General features: G+C 41.4%; 20 protein-coding genes. 2 read left to right on the forward strand and 18 right to left on the reverse strand.

The features are described from left to right. Positions 1-78: 78 nt before the first annotated feature. From WDJ61_RS17350 to WDJ61_RS17365, 4 genes are all read right to left on the reverse strand, one after another. The gene (locus WDJ61_RS17350; protein WP_338752026.1) at positions 79-1,362 is read right to left on the reverse strand and encodes a UDP-N-acetylglucosamine 1-carboxyvinyltransferase; all 1,284 of its coding nucleotides are present in this window, start codon (positions 1,360-1,362) and stop codon (positions 79-81) included. A gap of 125 nt (positions 1,363-1,487) precedes the next feature. After that, on the reverse strand, positions 1,488-2,135 hold the full coding sequence (gene fsa, locus WDJ61_RS17355) for a fructose-6-phosphate aldolase (protein WP_338752028.1): 648 nt from the start codon (positions 2,133-2,135) through the stop codon (positions 1,488-1,490). A gap of 114 nt (positions 2,136-2,249) precedes the next feature. Next, a complete protein-coding gene (locus WDJ61_RS17360; protein ID WP_338752030.1) occupies positions 2,250-3,113 on the reverse strand; it encodes a class II fructose-bisphosphate aldolase in 864 nt (287 codons plus the stop codon). Positions 3,114-3,238: 125 nt separating this feature from the next. Continuing rightward, the gene (locus tag WDJ61_RS17365; RefSeq protein ID WP_094833606.1) at positions 3,239-3,601 is read right to left on the reverse strand and encodes a response regulator; all 363 of its coding nucleotides are present in this window, start codon (positions 3,599-3,601) and stop codon (positions 3,239-3,241) included. Positions 3,602-3,765: 164 nt separating this feature from the next. Here WDJ61_RS17365 and WDJ61_RS17370 point away from each other — a divergent pair, with 164 nt between their 5' ends. Continuing rightward, positions 3,766-4,278 carry a DUF2529 family protein gene (locus WDJ61_RS17370; RefSeq protein WP_338754831.1) on the forward strand — a complete coding sequence of 171 codons (513 nt, stop codon included), beginning with the start codon at positions 3,766-3,768 and terminating at the stop codon, positions 4,276-4,278. 182 nt (positions 4,279-4,460) lie between these two features. On the opposite strand, the gene WDJ61_RS17375 is transcribed toward WDJ61_RS17370, so the two are convergent. From WDJ61_RS17375 to WDJ61_RS17420, 10 genes are all read right to left on the reverse strand, one after another. Then, positions 4,461-6,059, reverse strand: a complete 1,599-nt coding sequence (locus WDJ61_RS17375; protein WP_338752034.1) for a CTP synthase — start codon at positions 6,057-6,059, stop codon at positions 4,461-4,463. 199 nt (positions 6,060-6,258) lie between these two features. Then, on the reverse strand, positions 6,259-6,813 hold the full coding sequence (gene rpoE / locus WDJ61_RS17380; RefSeq protein WP_338752036.1) for a DNA-directed RNA polymerase subunit delta: 555 nt from the start codon (positions 6,811-6,813) through the stop codon (positions 6,259-6,261). A 202-nt stretch (positions 6,814-7,015) separates the two neighbouring features. Then, on the reverse strand, positions 7,016-7,192 hold the full coding sequence (locus tag WDJ61_RS17385; protein WP_338752038.1) for a hypothetical protein: 177 nt from the start codon (positions 7,190-7,192) through the stop codon (positions 7,016-7,018). 187 nt (positions 7,193-7,379) lie between these two features. Then, positions 7,380-10,649: a fused isobutyryl-CoA mutase/GTPase IcmF gene (gene icmF, locus WDJ61_RS17390; protein WP_338752040.1), complete on the reverse strand. Its 3,270-nt coding sequence runs from the start codon at positions 10,647-10,649 to the stop codon at positions 7,380-7,382. 12 nt (positions 10,650-10,661) lie between these two features. Beyond that, positions 10,662-11,300 (reverse strand): TetR/AcrR family transcriptional regulator, encoded by a 639-nt coding sequence (locus WDJ61_RS17395; protein ID WP_338752042.1) that lies wholly within the window; start codon positions 11,298-11,300, stop codon positions 10,662-10,664. A gap of 281 nt (positions 11,301-11,581) precedes the next feature. After that, positions 11,582-12,721, reverse strand: a complete 1,140-nt coding sequence (locus WDJ61_RS17400; protein WP_338752044.1) for an acyl-CoA dehydrogenase — start codon at positions 12,719-12,721, stop codon at positions 11,582-11,584. 24 nt (positions 12,722-12,745) lie between these two features. Further along, on the reverse strand, positions 12,746-13,882 hold the full coding sequence (locus tag WDJ61_RS17405; RefSeq protein WP_338752046.1) for an acyl-CoA dehydrogenase: 1,137 nt from the start codon (positions 13,880-13,882) through the stop codon (positions 12,746-12,748). Between the two features lie 28 nt (positions 13,883-13,910). Next, positions 13,911-14,762 (reverse strand): 3-hydroxybutyryl-CoA dehydrogenase, encoded by an 852-nt coding sequence (locus WDJ61_RS17410; RefSeq protein WP_338752049.1) that lies wholly within the window; start codon positions 14,760-14,762, stop codon positions 13,911-13,913. 42 nt (positions 14,763-14,804) lie between these two features. After that, positions 14,805-15,989, reverse strand: coding sequence for an acetyl-CoA C-acetyltransferase (locus tag WDJ61_RS17415; RefSeq protein WP_338752051.1), 1,185 nt, complete (start codon positions 15,987-15,989; stop codon positions 14,805-14,807). Positions 15,990-16,313: 324 nt separating this feature from the next. Then, positions 16,314-18,542: a (Fe-S)-binding protein gene (locus WDJ61_RS17420; protein WP_338752053.1), complete on the reverse strand. Its 2,229-nt coding sequence runs from the start codon at positions 18,540-18,542 to the stop codon at positions 16,314-16,316. Positions 18,543-18,759: 217 nt separating this feature from the next. Here WDJ61_RS17420 and WDJ61_RS17425 point away from each other — a divergent pair, with 217 nt between their 5' ends. Further along, positions 18,760-19,953: a phospholipase D-like domain-containing protein gene (locus WDJ61_RS17425; protein ID WP_338752055.1), complete on the forward strand. Its 1,194-nt coding sequence runs from the start codon at positions 18,760-18,762 to the stop codon at positions 19,951-19,953. A 106-nt stretch (positions 19,954-20,059) separates the two neighbouring features. On the opposite strand, the gene argS is transcribed toward WDJ61_RS17425, so the two are convergent. The 4 genes from argS to speE all read right to left on the reverse strand — a co-directional run bounded on the left by argS (position 20,060) and on the right by speE (position 24,312). Then, positions 20,060-21,730 carry an arginine--tRNA ligase gene (gene argS, locus WDJ61_RS17430; RefSeq protein ID WP_338752057.1) on the reverse strand — a complete coding sequence of 557 codons (1,671 nt, stop codon included), beginning with the start codon at positions 21,728-21,730 and terminating at the stop codon, positions 20,060-20,062. Positions 21,731-21,753: 23 nt separating this feature from the next. Next, positions 21,754-22,197 carry a DUF1934 domain-containing protein gene (locus WDJ61_RS17435; protein ID WP_338752059.1) on the reverse strand — a complete coding sequence of 148 codons (444 nt, stop codon included), beginning with the start codon at positions 22,195-22,197 and terminating at the stop codon, positions 21,754-21,756. 132 nt (positions 22,198-22,329) lie between these two features. Next, on the reverse strand, positions 22,330-23,214 hold the full coding sequence (gene speB / locus WDJ61_RS17440; protein WP_338752061.1) for an agmatinase: 885 nt from the start codon (positions 23,212-23,214) through the stop codon (positions 22,330-22,332). A gap of 267 nt (positions 23,215-23,481) precedes the next feature. After that, a complete protein-coding gene (speE, locus tag WDJ61_RS17445; RefSeq protein WP_338752063.1) occupies positions 23,482-24,312 on the reverse strand; it encodes a spermidine synthase in 831 nt (276 codons plus the stop codon). Positions 24,313-24,438 lie beyond the last annotated feature (126 nt).

The raw sequence follows: 24,438 nt of genomic DNA on the forward strand, positions 1-24,438 counted from the left end.
AACTGCAAATTTTAATTCGTATATCACATTAACATATATATTGTAACACATACACAGGAAATTGCGGGCAATAATTGTTTAGCTTTTTATTTGTTCTAATTCTTCTTCGGACAATTCCTCTCGCCAAAGCTCTGCACCAATATCACTAAGCTTTTCAACGAGCCTACTATATCCTCTGTCGATATGCTCCAGTCCGGTCACTTCTGTAATTCCTTCTGCCATCAATCCAGCGATGACAAGGGCTGCTCCAGCGCGCAAATCGCTCGCCTTCACTTTCGCCCCTTGAAGTTGCACAGGGCCATTAATGACGGCCGAGCGTCCTTCCACTTTCATGTTGGCATTCATTCGGCGCAATTCATCCACATGTTTAAAACGAGCAGAATAAATCGTATCAGTGACAATAGCTGATCCTTCTGCCTTGGTTAATAGAGAGGTAAAAGGTTGTTGGAGATCCGTTGGAAAACCCGGATAAACCAGGGTTTTAATGTCTACCGCTTTTAATTGATCCGCTTTTCCAACAAAAATTTTATCGTCAGCCATTTCAATTGGGACGTTCATTTCTCGTAGCTTCGCTGTTAAAGATTCTAAATGAAGAGGAATGACATTGTCTATTACAATTCCATCACCGGCAGCTGCGGCAAGAATCATAAATGTACCGGCTTCAATACGATCGGGGATAATCGTATGACGGCAACCATTTAAGTGTTCAACTCCATCAATCCGAATAATATCTGTGCCTGCTCCTTTAATTTTTGCTCCCATATTGTTTAACAATGTGGCTACATCAATAATTTCCGGCTCTTTTGCCGCGTTTTCAATCACGGTTCGTCCTTTTGCTTTGACTGCAGCCAGCATAATATTAATGGTGGCACCTACACTGACTACGTCTAAATAAATTCTCGCACCACGGAGTTCTTTCGCTCGCAAGTAAATCGCACCTTGCTCGTTCGTGACTTCCGCTCCAAGCGCTTCAAACCCTTTAATATGCTGATCGATCGGACGAGGTCCTAAATGACAGCCTCCCGGAAGGCCAATGACCGCTTTCTTAAACTTTCCGAGCATGGCACCCATCAAATAATAGGAAGCTCTGAGCTTTTTGACGCGGCCATTCGGAAGCGGCATCGCAATCATATTGGTAGGATCGACTTGCATTTCGCCATCCTTAAAGGTGACTTCACCACCAATTTCCTCTAGTAATCCCTTCAGCATATGAATATCCGATATATCTGGCAGCCCTTCAATTGTGACTGGAGACTCCGCCAAAATGGTTGCAGGGACAAGAGCAACCGCACTGTTCTTCGCTCCGTCGACCTTGATCGTTCCTTTTAATGGACGGCCTCCTACAATTTTCAGCTTTTCCATGTTTGACTCCCTTCTTTCACGCACTGACTAAGCATCGAAAAGGAATAACACCTAGATGTTTTTACAGCAAATTTTAATGGTTAATAGTTTATCCCAATATAGGTAAATCATGTAATAAATATTGATTATTTTGCTTTTCGTTGTTCCCAATCAGCAAGGAAAGCATCAATTCCTTTATCTGTTAATGGATGTTTGAACATTTGTTGTAGCACTTTAAACGGAATAGTAGAAATATGTGCACCACGAAGAGCGGCTTCTGTGACATGCTGTGGATGGCGAATGGATGCGGCAATAATTTCTGTTTCAATCCCATGAATTGTGAAGATATCAGCAATTTGTTCAATGAGATCTAATCCATTAGTGCCAATGTCATCAAGACGCCCTAAAAACGGAGATACATAAGTAGCACCTGCACGAGCGGCTAATAATGCTTGATTTGCACTGAAAATCAATGTCACATTTGTTTTAATACCTTCTTTAGCAAAAATGGCTACCGCCTTTAATCCTTCTGGTGTCATCGGTACTTTCACAGTAATATTCGGAGCAATTTTTGCTAGTTCACGACCCTCTTCGACCATTCCCTCTGCATCAAGAGCAATGACTTCAGCGCTGACAGAATCACTAACTAAGTCTGTAATTTCACGAAGACGATCATGAAATGGCACATCTTCCTTCGCAACTAAAGAAGGGTTCGTTGTTACTCCTGATAAAATCCCCCATGAATGGGCTTCTTTAATCTCTTCCATATTAGCTGTATCGATAAATAACTTCATAATTAAACTCTCCTTTGTATAAACGAATAGGGTCATTCATTTTTTGTTAAAAAAATATGCACGGAAACCGCCTTACTAAATAAGGCGGTTTCAATGGTACTTTTGATGTGTTTTTTACGCTTTACCTGAAGAACCGAACTCACGCATTTTGCCTTTAACTGTTTCTTTAATCGTGTCACGTGCAGGCCCTAAATATTTGCGCGGATCATATAGATCTGGTTTTTCAGCCAATACTTCGCGAACCGTTTTCGCAGAAGCAATTTGGTTTTCAGTGTTAACATTAATTTTTGCTGTTCCTAAAGAGATCGCTCTTTGGATATCTTTTGTTGGAATGCCTGTACCACCATGAAGAACTAACGGTACTCCTGTTAAATTCATGACTTCTTCCATACGATCAAAACCAAGGTTCGGTTCACCTTTGTAAGGTCCATGGACAGAGCCTAATGCAGGTGCAAAGCAGTCTACACCCGTTTCACGAACTAATTGATCACACTCGGCAGGAATCGCGTACATTGCTTCTGCATCATCTACAATAAGATCATCTTCTTGACCGCCGATGCGTCCAAGCTCAGCCTCTACAGATACACCATGAATGTGTGCAAGCTCAACTACTTTTTTCGTTAATGAAATATTTTCCTCTAACGGATGGTGAGACCCATCGATCATAACAGAAGTGAATCCTGCATGAATCGCTTTGGCACACATTTCAAAGCTTGAGCCATGGTCTAAATGAATAGCCACTGGCACAGTTACTTTGTACTCTTCCATTAAGGCTTCTACCATAGCAACGACTAATTTAAAACCACCCATATAACGGGCAGCGCCTTCAGAAACCCCAAGAATTACAGGTGATTTTTCTTCTTCTGCTGCTTGTAAAATCGCTTGTGTGAATTCAAGATTGTTTAAGTTAAATTGCCCTACAGCGTATTTTTCTTCTTTTGCTTTGTTAAGCATGTCTGTCATGGAAACTAAAGGCATAAATATTTTCCTCCTTGATCATCTGTTGTCAGCGCCCTGACCTATTCATTTCTCACTTTGTATCATACCAAAATAACCCCCAAAACAAAAGCGGAAGGCAACTGTTTATCAAGGACAAACAAAACTTAATAAGCAATGTACTCCTTTACCGTTTGGCGAATATCATCAATATCAAATGGTTTAGCAAAATGAGTCAAGGCACCCAGATTTTTTGCCTCTTGAATCATATCAAGCTCTCCATAAGCGGTCATAATAATGACCCGAATATCACTATTTTTTTGTTTCATCCTTTTCAAAATCTCTATTCCATCCATTCCGGGAATCTTCATATCTAATAAAACTAAGTCCGGCTTATGCTCATCCGCAATCTCTAGCGCCTGTACGCCATTTGCCGCTTGAAAGGTTTCATACCCTTCTTTTTGTAATACCTCATTTAATAAAATTCGAATTCCAAATTGATCATCAACAATCAATATTTTCTCGCTCATATTCATTCCCCCTACTATGTACGCATTTCTTATTTTGTATTTCTTTTCCTACCGTGAAAATTCCTGCTTTCCTCGCTAATTAATTTACAGTATCAGCCTATTTTGCCCCTCAAATGAAACAAATGTATAATAGTTAGCGAAAAGGAGGAATCATTGTGCTTAAAATGTTCTCTACTCAACTAAATGGACTACTCCAGCGAATTGCTGATAAAGAGGTCGACCAAATCGAAGATGGTGCTCGTTTACTTGCACAAGCAGCGATCGGTGACGGCACTATTTTTATAAAAGGATTGAATGAAATGAAGGCAGTAGAAGCGGAAGCGGTACTCGGAGCAGAGCCCCTCGTTCACGCCAAACCACTTTTATCGATCGATCATGTGTCAGAGATCGATCGTCTCCTTCTCGTTAGTCGCTTTGCTGATGACGAAGAGGCTTTGACAATTGCTAAAGAGTTGCAGGAGAAAAACATCCCGTTTATCGCCATTGCCGGTGCTACATCTACAGAGAATGAGTCATTAGAAAATGTAGCAGACATCTTTATCAATACAAAACTATTGAAAGGCTTGCTGCCGAATGAACAAGGCGAACGTACTGCCTTTCCATCTAGCATCGCCGCTCTTTACATTTACTTTTTATTAAAATTAACCATTGATGAAATCTTACTGGACAACGATTGAAGCTACCGTTTAATGACGGTAGCTTTTTTCATTTTGGGATACTAGTTGAAATCAGGCGGTCATGTCCCCTTTTCGAGCGTGTCCTGCCTATCATCAGTCACCATACCCTATCAATTAGGAGAAATCTCACGAAAAAAGCCGTTAAAACGCATAATCGCGTTTTAACGACTTTCATATCACCATTATTTTCCTTGTAATGTCGCTTCAATGAAGTCACGGAACAATGGCTGTGGACGAGTTGGTCTAGATGTGAATTCTGGATGGAATTGAGCTGCCACAAACCAAGGGTGGTCTTTCAACTCAATCACTTCTACTAGACGGCCATCTGGACTTGTACCTGAGAAGATGAATCCTTTTTTCTCCATTTGTTCACGGAATTCATTGTTGAATTCATAACGATGACGATGACGCTCATACACCACTTCATCATTGTAAGCATCAAACGCTTTTGTTCCTTTGTGAAGTTTACATGGATATAAACCTAGACGTAATGTACCCCCAAGGTCTTCTACATCTTTTTGTTCTGGTAAAAGATCGATGATTGGGTATTGAGTTGTCGGATCGATTTCTGAAGAATGTGCTCCTTCAAGGTTTAACACATTTCTTGCAAATTCAATCGAAGCTAGCTGCATACCTAAGCAAATCCCAAAGAATGGGACTTTATTTTCACGAGCGTATTGGATGGCTGCTAATTTTCCTTCGATACCACGATCGCCAAATCCACCAGGAACTAGAATACCGTCTGCATCCTTCAATTGATCGGCTACATTTTCCGCTGTTATTTCCGCAGAATTGACCCAATCGATCTCAATATCAGCATCAAATGTATAGCCTGCATGTTTTAATGATTCCGCAACAGAAATATACGCATCTTGAAGCTCAACATATTTACCAACAAGGGCAATTTTTGTTTTGCGTGACAAGTTACGTACCTTGTCAACAAGTGCTGTCCATTCTGTCATTTCTGCATCATGACATTGAATTTTTAAATGACGGCAAACTAAATCATCCATCTTTTGTTCTTGTAAAGATAATGGAACAGCATATAACGTATCTGCATCCAGTGCTTCAATCACTGCTTCTGGTGCAATATCACAGAAAAGAGCTAGCTTATCTTTCATATCTTGAGAAATCGGCATTTCTGTACGAACGACGATAATGTTTGGCTGAATACCAAGGCTGCGAAGCTCTTTCACACTGTGTTGCGTTGGCTTTGTCTTCATTTCGCCAGCCGCTTTTAAGTAAGGAATTAATGTACAGTGGATATACATTACATTGTCTGAACCGATATCACTCTTAATTTGACGGATCGCTTCAAGGAAAGGAAGTGATTCAATATCTCCTACCGTTCCACCAATTTCAGTGATAACTACGTCAGCATTTGTTTCTTTACCCGCACGCATTACACGTTCTTTAATTTCGTTCGTAATATGTGGAATTACTTGAACTGTTCCACCTAAATATTCGCCGCGACGCTCTTTACGAAGCACCGTGGAATAAATTTTTCCTGTTGTCACATTGCTGTACTTAGACAAGTTAATGTCGATGAAACGCTCATAGTGACCTAAGTCTAAATCCGTTTCTGCCCCATCATCTGTTACGAATACTTCCCCGTGTTGGTAAGGACTCATCGTTCCTGGATCGACGTTGATGTACGGATCAAATTTTTGAATCGTTACCTTTAATCCTCGATTTTTCAACAAACGGCCAAGGGATGCAGCTGTAATTCCTTTACCTAAGGAAGAAACTACTCCACCTGTCACAAAAATATATTTAGTCAACTGAAAATCCCCCTTCAATCTATTGTTCCCTATAATAAAAGTATTGAATAAACCAATTTTTTCAGGGCTTAAAACACAAAAACGCCCCGCCTACTTAAAAAGTAAAGGGAGCGTTATAAACATAAAACATATCTCTTAAAGAGCCCAAATAAAATACTACAATTTGGGCCAAGATAAGTCAAGAAAAGATTAAAAATCTTTATTTTCGATCATCGTCTTCGTCATCATCGAGATCATATTCATCTTCAGCAACTAACTCGTCTTCGAAGTCTTCTTCTTCGTCGTCTTCGTCATCATCTAAATCATTTAAATCATTGAGATCTTCGATTTCATCTTCGTCTTCTAAGTCGTCGATGTCGTCTTCATCAAACTCTAATTCTTCATCGGCTTCATCTAGATCTTCTATATCTTCATCTTCATCAAAGTTTTCTTCTTTTGCAGCCTTTTTCGTCTTTTTCTTTCTCGTTTTGACAGCTGGCGCTACTTCTTCTTCTAATTGGTCAACTGGGTACCATGCACGCAGTCCCCAACGATTCTCACCAAGTGTGATAAATCGACCATCAAAATTTAAGTCCGTGTAGAATTGGACCATACGCTGTCTTAGTTCTTCATCACTCAACTCTAAACATTGTTGAATTTGATTTAAAATTTCTTGAAATGTAATTGGTTGTTTACTTTCTTCAAGAATAATAAATGCCACTTCAATAAAGGACATCTCTCTTCGTTCTTCTTTAGACAATTGCTTTAAATTCACATCCGCACTTCCCTTCTCTATTTACACACCCTGCAAAAAGCGGTAGAGCCTCGCTCTAACCACTTTTATTTACATTCGTTTGGCAACGCACTATTGCTTTCGAACAATTTTTAGAGCAAAAAAGGCCATATTTTTCATTATAAACATAACCACTTTCAATATGCTATAAGTTTATGTTAAGATTCTTACTTTTTTTCTACATTTACTTGATACTTTCATTTAGCGAGTCTTTTTTAGGCTTCTTTAATTCCATAAAAGCTTTGTAGAATAAGAATAAGGAAAGGCAAATAAAAGGAATAGCACCTAGCTGTTTATTATATAACCATATGACTAGAAACGTACTGACACCTATGATGATATAACCTAATAATTGTTTCACCTTTTCACATCCCGTCATTGTCCTTATTCTCATTGTATACTCACAACTAGCATTTAATCCATCTTAATAATATTAAGAAATTGCAAAGGTTATATTTATTATCATTTATATCCAAAACAAATAAAAACCATAAGTAAAAAAGAACCGCAAAAGGAATAAGATGCATTCCTTTTGCGGTCCGTTCGCTCTACATATTTCTTCTATACTGGCCGCCCACTTCGTAGAGAGCTTTCGTAATTTGGCCAAGACTTGCTACTTGTACACAATTCATTAGCTCCGCAAAAATATTGCCGCCGCTAATCGCTGTTTCCTTTAACTGATTCAATGCCGCTGCTGTTTGATCTGTATGCTTTTGCTGGAAGTGGCGTAAATTCGTAATTTGCAGCTCTTTCTCCTCTATTGTTGCTCGGGCGATTTCCATATTATCGATATCCTCTTCAGATGGAGGATTCGGATTTAAGTACGTGTTCACACCGATAATTGGCAGTTCGCCTGTATGCTTGAGCATCTCGTAATGCATCGATTCTTCTTGAATTTTTCCGCGTTGATATTGCGTTTCCATAGCCCCAAGTACGCCGCCACGATCATTGATGCGCTCAAACTCTTGTAACACAGCCTCTTCGACTAAGTCCGTTAACTCTTCCACAATAAATGAACCTTGCAGCGGATTTTCATTTTTAGACAATCCATGTTCATTTGTAATAATTAATTGAATGGCCATTGCCCGACGAACAGATTCCTCTGTTGGTGTCGTGATCGCTTCATCATACGCATTAGTATGCAGCGAGTTACAGTTATCCTGTAAGGCCATCAATGCCTGTAAAGTAGTACGAATATCATTAAAGTCGATTTCCTGTGCATGCAGTGAACGACCTGACGTTTGTACATGATACTTTAATTTTTGTGAGCGTTCATTCGCGCCGTATTTCTCTCTCATTGTGACCGCCCAAATACGGCGTGCTACACGGCCAATAACCGTATACTCTGGATCCAATCCGTTTGAGAAGAAGAAAGATAAGTTAGGGGCAAAATCATCAATATCCATGCCGCGACTTAAGTAATATTCAACATACGTAAATCCATTCGCCAGCGTAAAGGCTAGCTGAGAAATAGGATTCGCTCCCGCTTCAGCAATATGATAACCGGAAATCGATACCGAGTAATAGTTACGCACCGCTTGATCAATGAAATATTGTTGAATATCCCCCATTAACCGCAAGGCAAATTCCGTAGAGAAAATACAAGTATTTTGTCCTTGGTCTTCTTTTAAAATATCCGCTTGTACCGTTCCACGTACTGTTTTCAACGTTTGCGAACGAATGTCAGCGAATTCCTCTACGGTCAGCACCCGACCAAGCTCTTCTTCCTTCACCTTCACTTGCTGATCGATCGCTGTGTTCATAAACATGGCCAAAATGATTGGTGCAGGCCCATTAATCGTCATTGATACAGATGTTGATGGATGACAAAGATCAAAGCCATGGTACAACTTTTTCATATCATCTAGCGTACAAACGTTGACGCCACTCTCACCAATTTTCCCGAAAATATCTGGGCGATGATCCGGATCTTCCCCATACAATGTCACCGAATCGAAAGCTGTACTTAGGCGCTTCGCCTCATCACCTTTTGACAAATAATGGAAGCGGCGATTCGTTCTTTCTGGCGGTCCTTCTCCCGCAAACTGCCGCTTCGGATCTTCTCCTTTTCGTTTAAACGGAAACACGCCTGCTGTATAAGGAAAAGAGCCTGGTACATTTTCGCGGTAAACCCAACGAAGAATTTCACCATAATCAGCATATTTCGGCAAAACTACTTTTGGAATAGGCAGCCCTGATAAGCTAGTCGTCGTCAATTCCGTCACGATTTCTTTATCGCGCACCTTTGTGATAAGCTTTTCACCTGCATATTTTTCTCGCAATTCCGCCCAGCCTCGAAGGATATTTTTTGACTCTGCCGTTAATTGATCTTCTAAGCCCGCTTTTAACGCTTCAAGCGAAGATAGAACTTCCCCATTCGTTTCTTTTGCTTGCACTTCTTCAATTGCGCCTTCAAGCTGGAACAGACGGCGTGCAACATTCATCTGTTCTTCAGACCGTTTATGATAGCCGCGCACCGCTTCAGTGATTTCACGTAAATAATAACGACGGTCATTTGGAATGATGACGTTTTGTTTCTCAACATTGGCTTTCTTGCTAAAAGAAGCCGCCCAATCCGTTCCTGTTTTTTCATTAATGGTCTCTACTAAAGCAGCAAATAAAGCATTCGTGCCTTGATCATTAAACTGGCTCGCGATCGTTCCATACACCGGCATTTCGTCTAGTGGCTGATCAAATAAGTTCCGGCTGCGCTGATACTGCTTTTGTACTTGCCGTTTCGCATCTTCGGAACCTTTTCTTTCAAATTTATTGATGACAATTAAATCAGCAAAATCGATCATATCGATTTTCTCAAGCTGAGACGGCGCTCCAAATTCGCTCGTCATCACATACATCGAAACATCAGAAATATCCGCGATCTCGGCATCCCCTTGACCGATTCCGCTCGTTTCCACAATGATTAAATCATATTGAGCCGCCTGCACCACTTGAATGGCATCTTTAATAGCAAGCGACAGCTCCGTGCGAGAATTCCTTGTCGCTAAGCTTCTCATAAATACTCGGTTGTTAAAAATCGCGTTCATTCGAATCCGGTCACCAAGCAATGCTCCACCCGTTTTTTGCTTTGTTGGATCAATGGATAAAACCGCTACTTTTTTATCTGGAATCTCGTTTAAAAATCGGCGAATCAACTCATCAGTGAGGGAGCTTTTCCCTGCGCCACCTGTACCCGTAATCCCGATGACAGGAGCTTTTGCCCCCATCGATTGAATGCGATTAAAGATCTCTTTTGCAGCTATTTTTTGCTCTTCATCCGCATCAATTTGATCTTCAGCAAGTGAAATTAACTTTGAAACAACTGGAACATTGCCATTTTGAAGCTGATCAAGCTCCTCTTTCACAGAGCTTGTTACAGTGGAATAGTCACATTCTTCAAGCATGCGATTAATCATGCCTTGCAAGCCATATTGACGGCCATCCTCTGGAGAAAAAATACGAGCAATCCCATAATCATGAAGCTCTTTGATTTCTTTAGGAATGATGACGCCGCCTCCGCCTCCATAAATGCGAATATGCGCACATCCTCTTTCCTCTAGCAAGTCGTAAATATATTTAAAATACTCAACATGGCCCCCTTGGTAAGAAGAGATCGCAATTCCCTGCACATCCTCTTGAATAGCAGCGTTTACAATCTCTTCAACGGAACGATTATGCCCTAGATGAATCACTTCCGCTCCACTCGATTGTAAAATCCGACGCATAATATTGATTGATGCATCATGACCATCAAAAAGGCTAGAGGCTGTCACAAAGCGAATATGATGCTTAGGTTTATATATCTCCACTGTTTGACCCATTTTTCTTCCCCCTTAGCTTTTCGTTTTGTATCCGTTAATCCCAGAAAAAAGCAAATCCAACTGCAACTCAATATAATCATCAATCGTAAATGATTTTCTTAAACTCCAGCGACGGAACCCCCACATTTGCCCTTGAACAAAAATATTTTGTGCAAGCATATGAATCGTTCGTTCATCCATATCCAATTCCTTTGTTTCCACACAACGACGAATTAATCTCTCAAACATGCTCACCATATCCATTTCCTTTTTCAATACATATGGTAGCGCATCCTTTGAAAGTGATTTCGCCTCTTGGTACATCACAAGCACTTCATCCTGCATCTCATCTACTACTTTAAAATAATAACCGACACCTAGCTTTAAGCTATCAAGCGTCCCCACCTCTAAATCGATTCTTTGCAGTCGATCTTTTACTTGGTCATAAATGCTATCACATACAAGATAAAGGACATCCTCTTTTGTTCGGATATATTCATATAAAGTACCGATGCTAAACCCCGATGCTTTCGCAATCTCTCTCGTTGTTGTCCGATGAAAGCCTTTTTGCTTAAAAAGATTGACCGCCCCTTTGATCATCTCGGCCCGCCTTTTTTGTATTAACTGTTCATCTTTGACAGATGCATGTACTTTTCGTTTATTTGCATCCATGTTTTATCAACCGCCTTTATTTGAACATACAGAAAGCAAGGAGGAAGAACAGACGAGAGGGTTAAATGCCCCTCCTCTGCTCTTGTCTTAGTATGAAACTTTTTGGTTCTTTGACTTTACGAAGCGCTTCTTTAACTTTCTGGCCAGTTCCGCGCTTTTCTTTTTGTCCAGTTACAACGGCTAGACTCTCGGACATAAGTCGTCACGTCTGTGTGGCAAAGAACGCCACTTCGACGGTCCACCTTATGTCTGCCGAGTCTAAACAGCCGTTTCCATTCTTCTTATTTAGTAACCATTCTTGAAATAACTAGACGCTGGATTTCTTGGGTACCTTCGTAGATTTGAGTGATTTTCGCGTCACGCATATAGCGCTCTACTGGGTAATCTTTTGTATAGCCGTAGCCGCCGAAGATTTGAACAGCTTCTGTTGTGACTTTCATCGCTGTGTCACCGGCCATTAATTTGGACATAGCTGATTCTTTTCCGTATGGCAATCCTTTAGATTCTAACCAAGCTGCTTGGTATGTTAATAAACGTGATGCTTCTACAGCTGTTGCCATATCGGCGATTTTGAAAGAGATCCCTTGGTTTGCCACAATTGGCTTACCAAATTGTTTACGCTCTTTCGCGTACTCAACGGAAGCATCTAATGCACCTTGGGCAATTCCTACTGCTTGAGCAGCAATCCCGTTACGGCCGCCATCTAGTGTCATCATCGCTACTTTAAAGCCGTCGCCTACCTCGCCTAAAATGTTCTCTTTCGGTACACGGCAGTCTTCAAAGATAATTTCAGTTGTTGGTGATGAACGAATGCCAAGTTTCTTTTCTTTTTTACCAACAGAAAAGCCTGGGAAGTCTTTTTCTACGATAAATGCTGTTGTACCGCGTTGTTTGGATTCTGGATCCGTTAAAGCAAACACGATATAAATGTCAGCAATGCCGCCATTCGTGATGAAAATTTTAGAACCGTTTAAAATGTATTCATCTCCTTCTACGCGAGCCGTTGTTTTCATACCGCCCGCATCGGAACCTGAACCTGGTTCTGTTAAACCGTATGCACCGATTTTCTCCCCTTGTGCCATCGGTTTCAAATATTTTTGTTTTTGTTCTTCTGTACCAAATTTATAGACAGGCCAGCCTGCTAAAGACGTATGAGCGGATAGCGTTACACCTGTTGAAGCACAAACACGCGATAACTCTTCAACCGCGATACAATAAGCTAAATAATCACTGCCAATGCCGCCATACTCTTCTGGCCATGGAATCCCTGTTAAGCCAAGCTCCGCCATTTTTTGAAACAGTTCCATATCAAAACGTTCTTCTTCATCGCGTTCAGCTGCTGTTGGTTCTACTTCATTTTTAGCAAAGTCTCGTACCATCTTGCGAATCATTTCATGTTCTTCTGTTAATTGAAAGTTCATCTCATTTCCCCATCCCTTTTTAATTTATTTAATGAGCTGCTTACTAATAACAAGCCTTTGAATTTCGCTAGTACCTTCATAAATTTCTGTGACTTTCGCATCTCTGAAATAACGTTCAACTGGATATTCTTGCGTGTACCCGTAACCACCATGTACTTGAACGGCTTCGATTGATACGTCAACCGCTGTTTTTGAAGCGAATAATTTCGCCATAGAAGCTTCTTTTCCACACGGTAGGCCTTTCGCGCGTAAATTAGCGGCACGATACACGAGCAACCTTGCTGCTTCTACACTTGTTGCCATATCTGCTAATTTAAAAGCAAGTCCTTGTTGCGCAGCAATCGGCTTACCAAATTGCTTGCGTTCTTTCGAATAATTGGTCGCTTCTTGTAAAGCTGCTTCAGCGATCCCCAACGACTGAGCAGCAATCCCAATTCGACCAACATCGAGGTTCGCCATGGCGATTTTAAATCCTTCTCCTTCTTGACCGAGGAGATTGGCAGCGGGCACTTGCATATCTTCAAATGTCAATTGCACCGTGCGCGAGCCATGAAGACCCATTTTATGTTCGTCCTTGCCGATCACAAGCCCCGGCGTATCTTTTTCAACGATAAACGCTGAAACCCCTTTGCCTCCCAATTCAGGATTGGTAGAAGCAAAGACAATATATGTATCTGCTTCTCCCCCATTTGTGATAAACACTTTTGAGCCGTTAATAATATATTGATCCCCTTGTTTGACCGCTCTTGTTTTTAAGCTGGCGGCATCTGAACCGGCGCTCGGCTCAGTTAAACAAAATGCCCCTAAATATTCTCCCGTCGCTAATTTAGGCACATATTTCCGCTTTTGTTCTTCCGTTCCGAAATAAAGAATTGGATTGGTTCCTACAGATGTATGAACCGATAAAATAACTCCCACTGTCGCGCTCACTCTGGAAAGTTCGTTAATGGCAATAATGTAGGAAGTGAAGTCCATTTCACTGCCGCCATACTCTTCTGGAATCGTGATCCCCAGCAATCCTAATTCGGCCATCTTGTTTAAGATTTCGCGCGGGAATTCCCCTTCTTCCATACGCTCAATCCACGGAGTGATTTCAGCCTCCGCAAAATCTCTCACCATTTTTCTCATCATTTCTTGCTCTTCCGTAAAACGCAATTCCATGATTGATTCCCCCTGTTGTTAAAGGCTCTTATTCGTAGCTATAAAATCCGCGACCTGACTTTTTGCCAAGCCAGCCTGCTTTTACGTATTTTCTAAGCAATGGGCATGGGCGATATTTGTCATCACCAAAGCCGTCATGCAAGATTTCCATAATATAAAGACATGTGTCGAGGCCGATAAAATCAGCTAGCGTCAATGGTCCCATCGGATGGTTCATGCCGAGCTTCATCACTTCATCAATCGCTTCTTTCGTTGCTACCCCTTCATACAACGTGTAAATCGCTTCATTAATCATCGGCATCAGGATACGGTTAGAGACAAACCCTGGAAAATCATTGACCTCTACAGGTACTTTGCCCAGCGTATGTGTCATGTTTTCAATCGTTTTATACACTTCATCCGCTGTCGCTAAGCCGCGAATGATTTCGACTAGCTTCATAACAGGCACTGGATTCATAAAGTGCATGCCGATTACTTTTTCAGGACGGTCCGTGGCAGCTGCAATTTCGGTAATAGGCAAGGAAGATGTGTTGGAAGCAAGAATTGTGTGATCTGGAGTAATTTCATCTAACTCAGCAAAAATTTTACGTTTGATCTCCATATTTTCAACCGCTGCTTCAATCACTAAATCAACACTTTGTGCATCTTGTAAGTTCGTAGATTTCACGATCCGACTTAATACTTCATCTTTTTCCCCTTCTGTCATTCGCTCTTTTTCCACTTGACGAGAAAGGTTTTTGTTGATACCAGCTAAACCGCGTTCTAAATATTCTTCTTTTAAGTCATTTAGTATCACTTCATAGCCTGCCTGTGCACAAACTTGTGCAATTCCTGAACCCATTTGACCAGCACCAATAACCATTAACTTTTTGACCTTCATCGTTTCCCCTCCACATTTTCCTCGATTGTTCAAAATGAAAAATTACCCTTGTACTTCAATCATAATGGCATCCCCTTGGCCGCCACCGCTACAAATAGACGCAACTCCGATGCCGCCGCCTCTGCGCTTTAATTCATAGGCAAGGGTTACAATAATTCTTGCACCGCTTGCACCAATTGGATGGCCAAGAGCGACTGCACCGCCATTGACATTCACTTTTTCAGGATCTAAATTTGCAATTTTTCCACTTGCTAAAGCAACCGCTGCAAATGCTTCATTGATTTCAAACAAATCTATTTCTTCTAAAGAACGACCTGTCTTTTTCAAAAGCTCATTGATAACAAGACCAGGTGTTTGCGGGAAATCTTTCGCTTCTACCGCTACTTCTGCGTGACCAATGATCGTAGCAAGCGGCGTTTTTCCTTCTTTCTTTGCTCGTTCGTCGCTCATTAGTACTAATGCACCTGCTCCATCGTTAATGCCCGGTGCATTACCTGCTGTAATCGTTCCTTCGTTCCCGAATGCTGGGCGCAATTTAGCGAGCGTTTCTTTTGTTGTTTCTTTACGCGGTGCTTCATCTTGGGAAATCGTGATTGGATCTCCTTTTCGCTGTGGTACTTGAACGGCTACAATTTCTTCTGCTAGCTTGCCAGATTCAATAGCTACAATCGCTTTTTCATGGCTTCGCACTGCCCATTCATCCTGCTCTTCACGAGACAGATTGAATTCTTCTGCTGTACTATTTCCATACGTCCCCATATGAACACCTGTAAAGCTGCAAGATAGCCCGTCAGATATCATTAAGTCTACTAATGGTGCATCGCCCATCCGAAGACCCCAACGCCCCTTTGGCAACGCATATGGTGCATTAGACATTGATTCCATCCCACCAGCAACAATAACTTCCTCATCGCCAGCACGAATAATTTGATCAGCTAATGTCACGCTTCGCAAACCAGATGCACACACTTTATTAATCGTTTCCGTCTTCACTTCCCAAGGAATTCCTGCTTCTCTTGCGGCCTGTCTAGATGGAATCTGGCCTTGCCCCGCTTGAAGAACATTTCCAAAAATCACTTCATCTACTTGATCAGGCTGAACACCTGCTCGATTCAACGCTTCCTTAATCGCAATTCCACCAAGCTGAGAAGCCGTTAGTGAGCTCAATCCTCCACCAAATTTCCCAAAAGGCGTTCGTGCCCCATCAATAATTACTGTTTTTGTCATGTTTTTTCCTCCTTCAAGTTCGGTTAAGTAACCGTTTTCACTCTTGACTGAACGCTCGCTCGAAGCATAACCAAAAGGAAAGAGACACAAAATATCCTTGGGCCTCTCTATAACTCTCTTACCCTTATTTTAAGACAAAATTTGATAAAATCAAATAATAATAAAGAAAATTCTAAAAAATTTTACAAAAGAAAAGCGGAAGGCGCCGTTTAGCGACGTATGGACTAGATCACTCCGCACAAGATAAAGACACCTTCCACCTTTGTTTAAAAGGAACTGCCGCATAAGAGGTAGCCTCATATGTGACAGATACCTTATCCCATATTATTTTTGCTCTTCTTCTGTAGAAGCTGTTTCTGCTATCACAGCGGCTGTTTGCTCTTCTGGTTGTTCTACTTCTACTGTTGTTTCTGTTTCTTCCGGTTCTTCTTCTGGCGTGATAGCTGCTTTTTGCGGACCGAAAATGGCTTTTTCTAAAAGCTCGGCCACGTCGTAAGTAGCTACTTTATCTTCCACTTCCTTCGCTTTCGTTCCATCAGATAGCATCGTCAAGCAGTATGGACAGCCTGAGCTAATGACAGACGGGTTGCAAGCTAATGCTTGCTCGGTACGGGCGACGTTAATGCGGTGACCTGTATCTTCTTCCATCCACATTAATCCTCCGCCAGCTCCACAGCACATGCCTGTTTCACGACGGCGCTCCATTTCAACAAGCTTGACGCCAGGAATCGTTTTTAAAATTTCACGTGGCGGATCATACACATCATTGTAACGTCCTAAATAACAAGAATCGTGGAAAGTAATTGTCTCATTCACTTCATACTGCGGCTTGAGTCGACCTTCTTTGACAAGCTGAGCAAGCAATTCCGTATGATGATACACTTCAGCTGTAAAACCTAATTCCGGGTACTCATTTTTGAAAATGTTGTACGCATGCGGATCAATCGTGACAATCTTCTTCACTTCGTTTTTCTCAAACTCCGCGATATTGGCTGTTGCTAGCTCTTGGAATAAAAATTCATTTCCAAGTCGGCGAGGTGTATCTCCTGAGTTTTTCTCTTTATTTCCTAAAATCGCGAATTTCACATCAGCCTCATTTAATAATTTCGCAAAAGCAAGAGTGATTTTTTGGCTGCGATTATCGAACGCTCCCATGGAACCAACCCAAAGCAAGTATTCAAAGTCTTCACCCGCTTTTTTCATCTCTCTTACAGTTGGCACATGAACATCATCGCGAAGATCCCGCCAGTTTTCTTTTTCTTTCCGGTTTAAGCCCCATGGATTTCCTTGACGCTCAATGCTTTGCATTGCACGCTGAGCTTCTGGATCCATTTTCCCCTCTGTTAACACAAGGTAACGACGCAAATCAATAATTTTATCGACATGTTCATTCATAACTGGACATTGATCTTCACAGTTACGGCATGTTGTACAAGCCCAGATTTCCTCTTCTGTGATGATGTCGCCAATTAGGCTCGGATTGTAAAGCTCCGCTGCCACTTCTGCTCCACCACCCTTTGCCGCACTGGCCATCGCTAGCTGGTTTCCTTTCGTACCAGAGAAAGAAAAAGCTGGTACCCATGGTTGCTTCGATGTCACAGCTGCACCTGTCATCGTCAAATGATCACGTAACTTTACGATTAAATCCATTGGCGAAAGCATTTTTCCTGTACCTGTTGCTGGACACATATTCGTACAGCGTCCACACTCTACACAAGCATAAAAATCAATCATTTGTAATTGATTAAAGTCTTGAATTTTACCAACACCAAATGATTCTTGAGACTCATCCTCAAAGTCAATTGGTTTAAGTGTACCCGCCTTCTCTAAACGGTGAAAATATACATTAACGGGTCCTGCGATTAAGTGGGCATGCTTAGATTGTGGCACATATACTAAGAAAGTCAGTAGAACGAATAAATGAATCCACCACATCACGTAGAAAATCGTAATAGCAGCTGTTTCTCCAATGCCAGCCATGGCTACAGCAATAGCTGAAGCAATCGGTTCAACGCCTGTCCAATGAATATTCGCTCCCTCATGCCAAATTAAATCCATTCCATTTCCAACGAGCACAGAAAGCATGAGCGATCCGATGAAAATTAAGACAAGCCCATTTTTCCAGCCGCGCTTTAAGCGGACAAGCTTTTCAATATATCGACGGTGGAACGCCCAAACAACCGCCACAAGAATGACTAATGTAACAATTTCTTGGAAAAATTTAAATCCGTCATACAATGGACCGAGCGGCAAGTGAGCCCCTGGCACAATCCCTTTAATAATAAAATCAATGGCGCCAAGCTGAACAAGCAAGAAACCATAGAAAAACATGACGTGAATAACACCGCTCTTCTTATCCTTCAAAAGCTTCTTTTGGCCAAATACATTGACCCAAATATTGCTTAAGCGTTCTTTCACATCGTTATTAAATTCTTCTTTTTTACCTAATTGAATGTACTCGTAACGCGTTTTCAATAAATAAGCGAATAAATAAGCACCGTAAGCGATTACAAGTACCGCAGCAATTAAGTTGATCCATAGCAAACCGTTCATCGTCCCCCACGCACTCCTTTCCAAGATGTCGCCATCTTTTTCCCCCTTTGATTAAACAAAAGAAAACATAAAAAATTTTCAGAATGTTTCTATCTCTATTATATGATGAATGAGCATTCAGTCAACTAATTATTTTTAATTTTTAAAAAAAAGACGCTGGAAACGATTTTTTCTCCGTTTTGGAGATACTATTCTAAGAAAAGGAGGTGGATGGCTGATGTGGTTGATTTTCTGTCTTTTTCTCCTGTTCATCCTCGTCTCAGCTGACCTTTATTTTGGACGAAGAAAGGCGATGAACAAGCCCTTTCAAAAGAGTTATCCACACAGAAAAGGCAAAATTGATTTTTTCAGTAGTGGACCGGAACTTTTTGATCAGTTGTTTGCGGATATAAAAAATGCTCAACATCGAGTGCTTTGCCTTTTTTATATTGTAAAGGATGATGAATGCAGCCAGAGATTTTTTTCGGTGTTAAAGGAGGCAGCCAAACGTGGCGTGGAAGTTTATTTATTAATGGATCGGCTCGGCAGTCATAAAGTAAAAAAATCAATCATGCACGATTTAAAGCAAGCAGGTGTTCATGTAGATTTTTCCTGCAAGCCTCGTCTACCCTATTTATTTTTTTCACTACAGCAGCGCAATCATCGTAAAATTACGGTCATTGATGATCGCATCGGTTATCTAGGCGGCTTTAATGTTGGGCGCGAGTATATAAACGAAAGCCAAAAGCCAGCACTGTCTCCATGGCGAGATTATCATTTACGCTTCAATGGGGAAGTTGTTCAAGATTTAGAAGCTGAATTTTTAGCTGATTGGAATCAGGAGAAACGCCCCTTTTTAAAGGCTATATATCGTGAAAATGCTTGTAAACAAGGGGTTAAACAAGCTATTTTACCTTCCAAAAACGGAGAACTTGAAGACACACTCGTATCATTGATCGCGGCGACTAAACAGTCTATGTTTATCGGTTCTCCCTATTTTACTCCTTCTAAACCCGTTTTTCAGCAATTAATCGCGGCGCTTGAGCGCGGAGTGTCAATCACTATACTGCTACCTGCCCATGCTGACCATTCACTTGTTAAACAAGCATCCTACCCTTATTTGCGAAAGCTACTTCAATATCAAAACGCTCGTATTCACCTATTTAACAAAGGTTTCTATCATGCGAAAATTGTCATATTCGACAACCGCTTTTGTGATATCGGGACTGCTAATTTCGACGAGCGTAGCCAGCTCATTAACTGGGAATGTAACTGTTTGATTGATAGCTCTCAATTTATTGCCAACATTCAACCTGTCATTGAAAAAGATATCGCTAACTCAGAAACATTAACATTAGATGGACTGAATCATTTGTCAATCGATGAGCGGGTCAAAGAACAAGTTGCCAAATTAGTGTGCAAGTATTTGTAGATCAGTGGACGTCTACTAATGTGATTGGGCATTATCTGGGTCTACCGGCATTCTCACGCAATTTCATCCATCAAAAAAGCTTGCAGATAGTCTGCAAGCTTTTTGATTACATTTTTTCTGGTGCGGATACGCCGATTAATTGTAGAGCGTTTTTCAATGTGATTTGCACCGCTTTGATAAGTGATAAACGTGCTTCTGATAAAGCTTTGTTGTTTGGATCAAGCACTTTCTCCGCATTGTAGAAGCTGTGGAAAGCAGCTGATAGCTCTTGTGTGTAGTTAGCGATGCGGTGTGGAATGCGTTTTTCCGCTGCTTCTGCCACTACTTGTGGGAAATCGCCCATTTTCTTCAATAGATCAATTTCCTTTTCCGCTCCTAGAAGAGACAGATCCGCATCCGGGTTGATGTTCATTCCTTGTTCTTCGCCTTGGCGTAGAATACTGCTGATGCGTGCATGAGCGTATTGAGCATAATAAACAGGGTTTTCATTCGATTGTGAAACGGCTAAGTCTAAGTCAAAATCCATATGCGTGTCGCCGCTTCTCATTGCGAAGAAATAACGAACGGCGTCTAATCCCACTTCTTCGACTAGTTCACGCATCGTAACTGCTTTTCCTGTACGTTTACTCATTTTCATTTTTTCACCGTTTTTATATAAGTGAACAAGTTGAATCACTTCCACTTCAAGGCTCTCTCGATTGTATCCAAGTGCCTCGACAGCCGCTTTCATACGTGGAATGTAGCCATGGTGATCGGCTCCCCAAATGTTGATCACTTTTTCGTGGCCGCGTTCAAATTTATCTTTATGGTACGCGATGTCCGGTGTTAAGTACGTGTATGTTCCATCATTTTTCACGAGCACGCGGTCTTTATCATCACCAAACGTTGTCGAACGGAACCAAACAGCTCCCTCTTCTTCAAAAATATGTCCTTGTTCACGAAGAGCTGCCAACGCCTCATCAATTTTGCCATTTTCATAAAGCGATGTTTCAGAATACCAAACATCGAAATCAACGCGGAAGTTTTCTAGGTCTTTTTTCAGCTTTTCCATCTCATATTTCAAGCCATATTCTCTAAATGTTTGATAGCGTTCTTCCTGCGACATTGACGCGAATTTGTCGCCGAATTCTTCTGCTAGCTTTTGACCGATGCCAATGATGTCTTGCCCATGGTAACCGTCTTCTGGCATATCTTTTTCCTGGCCTAACGCTTGGAAATAACGCGCTTCTACGGATAAAGCTAAATTATGAATTTGGTTGCCAGCGTCGTTAATATAATATTCTCTTGTCACATCATAACCTGCTTTTTGAAGAACATTACATAAAGAATCACCAACTGCCGCACCGCGAGCATGTCCTAAATGGAGATCTCCTGTCGGGTTAGCAGACACGAATTCCACTTGAATCTTTTGATTATGTCCAGCATTGGTCTCGCCGTATTTATCTCCTTCTTGTAGCACAACTGGCACTAAATCCGTTAAATATTGATTATTCATGTAAAAATTGATAAAGCCAGGGCCAGCAATTTCAATTTTTTCAATCGATGCCTTCGATTGATCAAAATGAGCAATGATATCTTCAGCAATGGCACGAGGAGCCTTCTTTGCCACGCGAGCTAGCTGCATCGCCATATTTGTCGAATAATCCCCATGTGCTTTCTCTTTCGGCGTCTCTAAAATCACAGCCGGAATTTCTTCCTCCTGTGCTAAGCCCGCCTTCACAACAGCGGCTTTTACCTCCGCCTTTAACTCTTCCTGTACCTTTTCTGCAATGTTCATCCTGATAATTCCTCCCTTTAGGGTCAGACCCCTTGAAATGTCATATTCATTTTGTATTTTCCAACTGGTGATCCCTGCATAAGAAGATCGTAGTTTAGTTTGAGTATGCCTTGTACGGTTTGTTGGTTGTATGTACATTCATGAACTAGTGTGTTTGTTTGTGTACTTAATAGCAGCGCACCATATGGGCTATCATATGAGCCGTTTCGCTGCTCGGTTAAATGGAAAGGTAGGCGCATTTTAACTGCACCGCTTCGCAAAATTAACGCCTCATTTTCTGAGAATTTCACAATGGTATGAATGGTTCCTTCTTCTTGCACTTCATCATACTTTAAAAAGAACGCGCTACTTTTTTCGTAGAACTCTCCCGAAAGTGTGAGCTCATAGTCTTCTTTTTCCCCATCCATCTCAATGCTTGTAGTTAAACAAATATTCACAGGAATATGTGCTTGCTGATTCGTCGTCAAGCGATTCACATCCTTTATTTTTTCACTGTTATAACTTATTAAGTATAAAAATCTTTGACGGAAAATGCAATGTACGACAAATGAATTTTGGCTCGTACGAAAAAATCCCCCAGCAAGCTAGGAGATCTCTCATTATTTCTTATTTTCTACTGCCCAGCCAAGCATCATTTCACGAATCAGCTTGGAAGCTGTGTTCGCTGTTTGCTCGGAAGAATCATAAATTGGTGCTACCTCCACTAAATCTCCACCAACAACATTCACTTCAGAACGTGCGATGGCATGAATGGAAGCCAGCAATTCTTTTGAAGTGATACCACCGCAGTCCACTGTGCCTGTTCCTGGAGCATGAGCTGGGTCTAACACATCAATATCGATCGTGACATATACTGGACGGCCCGCCAATGTTGGTAAAATTTCTTTCAACGGCTCAAGCACTTCAAACTTAGAAATGTGCATACCGTTTTCTTTTGCCCATTGGAATTCTTCCTTCATTCCAGAACGAATCCCAAATGAGTACACGTTTGATGGGCCGATCAAATCAGCAACTTTGCGAATCGGTGTTGAGTGGGAAAGCGGCTCTCCCTCATACTCTGTGCGCAAATCCGTATGGGCGTCCATATGAATAATCGCCAAATCTGGATATTTTTTCGCAACAGCTTTCATCACTGGCCACGACACTAGATGTTCGCCGCCCATACCAAGTGGGAATTTGCTATCCGCCAGTAAACCATCGATGTAGTCTTCAATTAAATCCAAGCTTTTTTGTGCATTTCCAAACGGTAATGGAATATCGCCTGCGTCGAAATATTTCAGCTCTTCCATCTCGATATCTAAATATGGGCTATACTCTTCTAAACCGATTGATACTTCGCGAATGCGGCTTGGACCAAAACGAGAACCCGGACGATAACTAACCGTCCAATCCATTGGCATACCGTATAACACAACCCTGCTTTCTTCATAGTTTGGGTGACTACCAATAAATACATTCCCTGAATAAGCTTCATCAAAACGCATAACAATCCCACCTTTTTATGTAAAAAATTTTAGCTATTGAAAGGTCGGTCGAGCTAGTTCTTTGACCTTAGCTAGCTTTTCTTCGACTTTCTAACGCTTTCTTTGACCTTAGCCAGCTTTTCTTTGACTTTCTAACGCTTTCTTTGACCTTAGCTAGCTTTTCTTCGACTTTCTAGCGCTTTCTTTGATCTTAGCCAGCTTTTCTTTGACTTTTCGCTAGCCAGTCTGTTAAATGAAAAGGTCCTGCAAGCAGGACCTCTTTCCATCTTACTCTGTCATTTCTTTGACAAATTTAGGCAAAACAAAAGCAGCTTTGTGTAGTTCTTTCGTGTAGTATTTTGTTTCGATTTCATGGAAGCGATCTTCGCTTACTTCAAGTGGATCATGCTTTTTAGAGCCAATTGTGAATGTCCACATACCACTTGGGTAGGTTGGAATGTTAGCTGTGTACAAACGAGTGATTGGGAAGATTTCTTTCACGTCGCGTTGCACTTCACGAATTAAGTCCGCTTTGAACCATGGGTTGTCCGTTTGTGCAACAAAAATACCGTCTTCTTTTAACGCTTTCGCAATTCCAGCATAGAAGCCCTTTGTGAAAAGATTCGCAGCTGGGCCTACTGGCTCCGTAGAATCAACCATGATTACATCATACTCATTTTCGCTTTGCGCAATATGCATAAAGCCATCGTCTACTTGAACGTCGACGCGCTCATTGTCAAGCTCACCTGCAATTTCTGGCAAGAATTTCTTTGAGAATTCGATCACTTTACCGTCAATGTCTACAAGAGTGGCTTTTTTCACGCTTGGATGCTTTAACACTTCGCGGATTACACCGCCGTCTCCACCGCCAACAACGAGAACGTTTTCTGGGTTTGGATGCGTAAATAAAGGTACATGTGCCACCATTTCATGATAAACGAACTCATCTTTTTGCGAAGTCATGACCATGCCATCTAAAAATAGCATATTGCCCCACTCTTCTGTTTCTGCCATTTCAAGATATTGAAAATCCGTTTGCTCCGTGTGAAGTGTCTTCTTAATCTTCATTGTGATGCCGAAATTTTCCGTTTGCTTTTCTGTATACCAAAGTCCACCCATTCGTTCCTCTTCCTTTCTGCTAGGGAGTTATCTATTCATTATCTTTAAAGCGCGGACAAGCAGGCCGCCCTTGCTAAATCATTCTTAGTCAAAGCGTCATTTCACCTTTTTTCCACAAAAAAAGTA

Source organism: Bacillus sp. FJAT-52991 (assembly GCF_037201805.1).
GTDB classification, from domain to species: Bacteria; Bacillota; Bacilli; order Bacillales; family Domibacillaceae; genus Bacillus_CE; species Bacillus_CE kandeliae.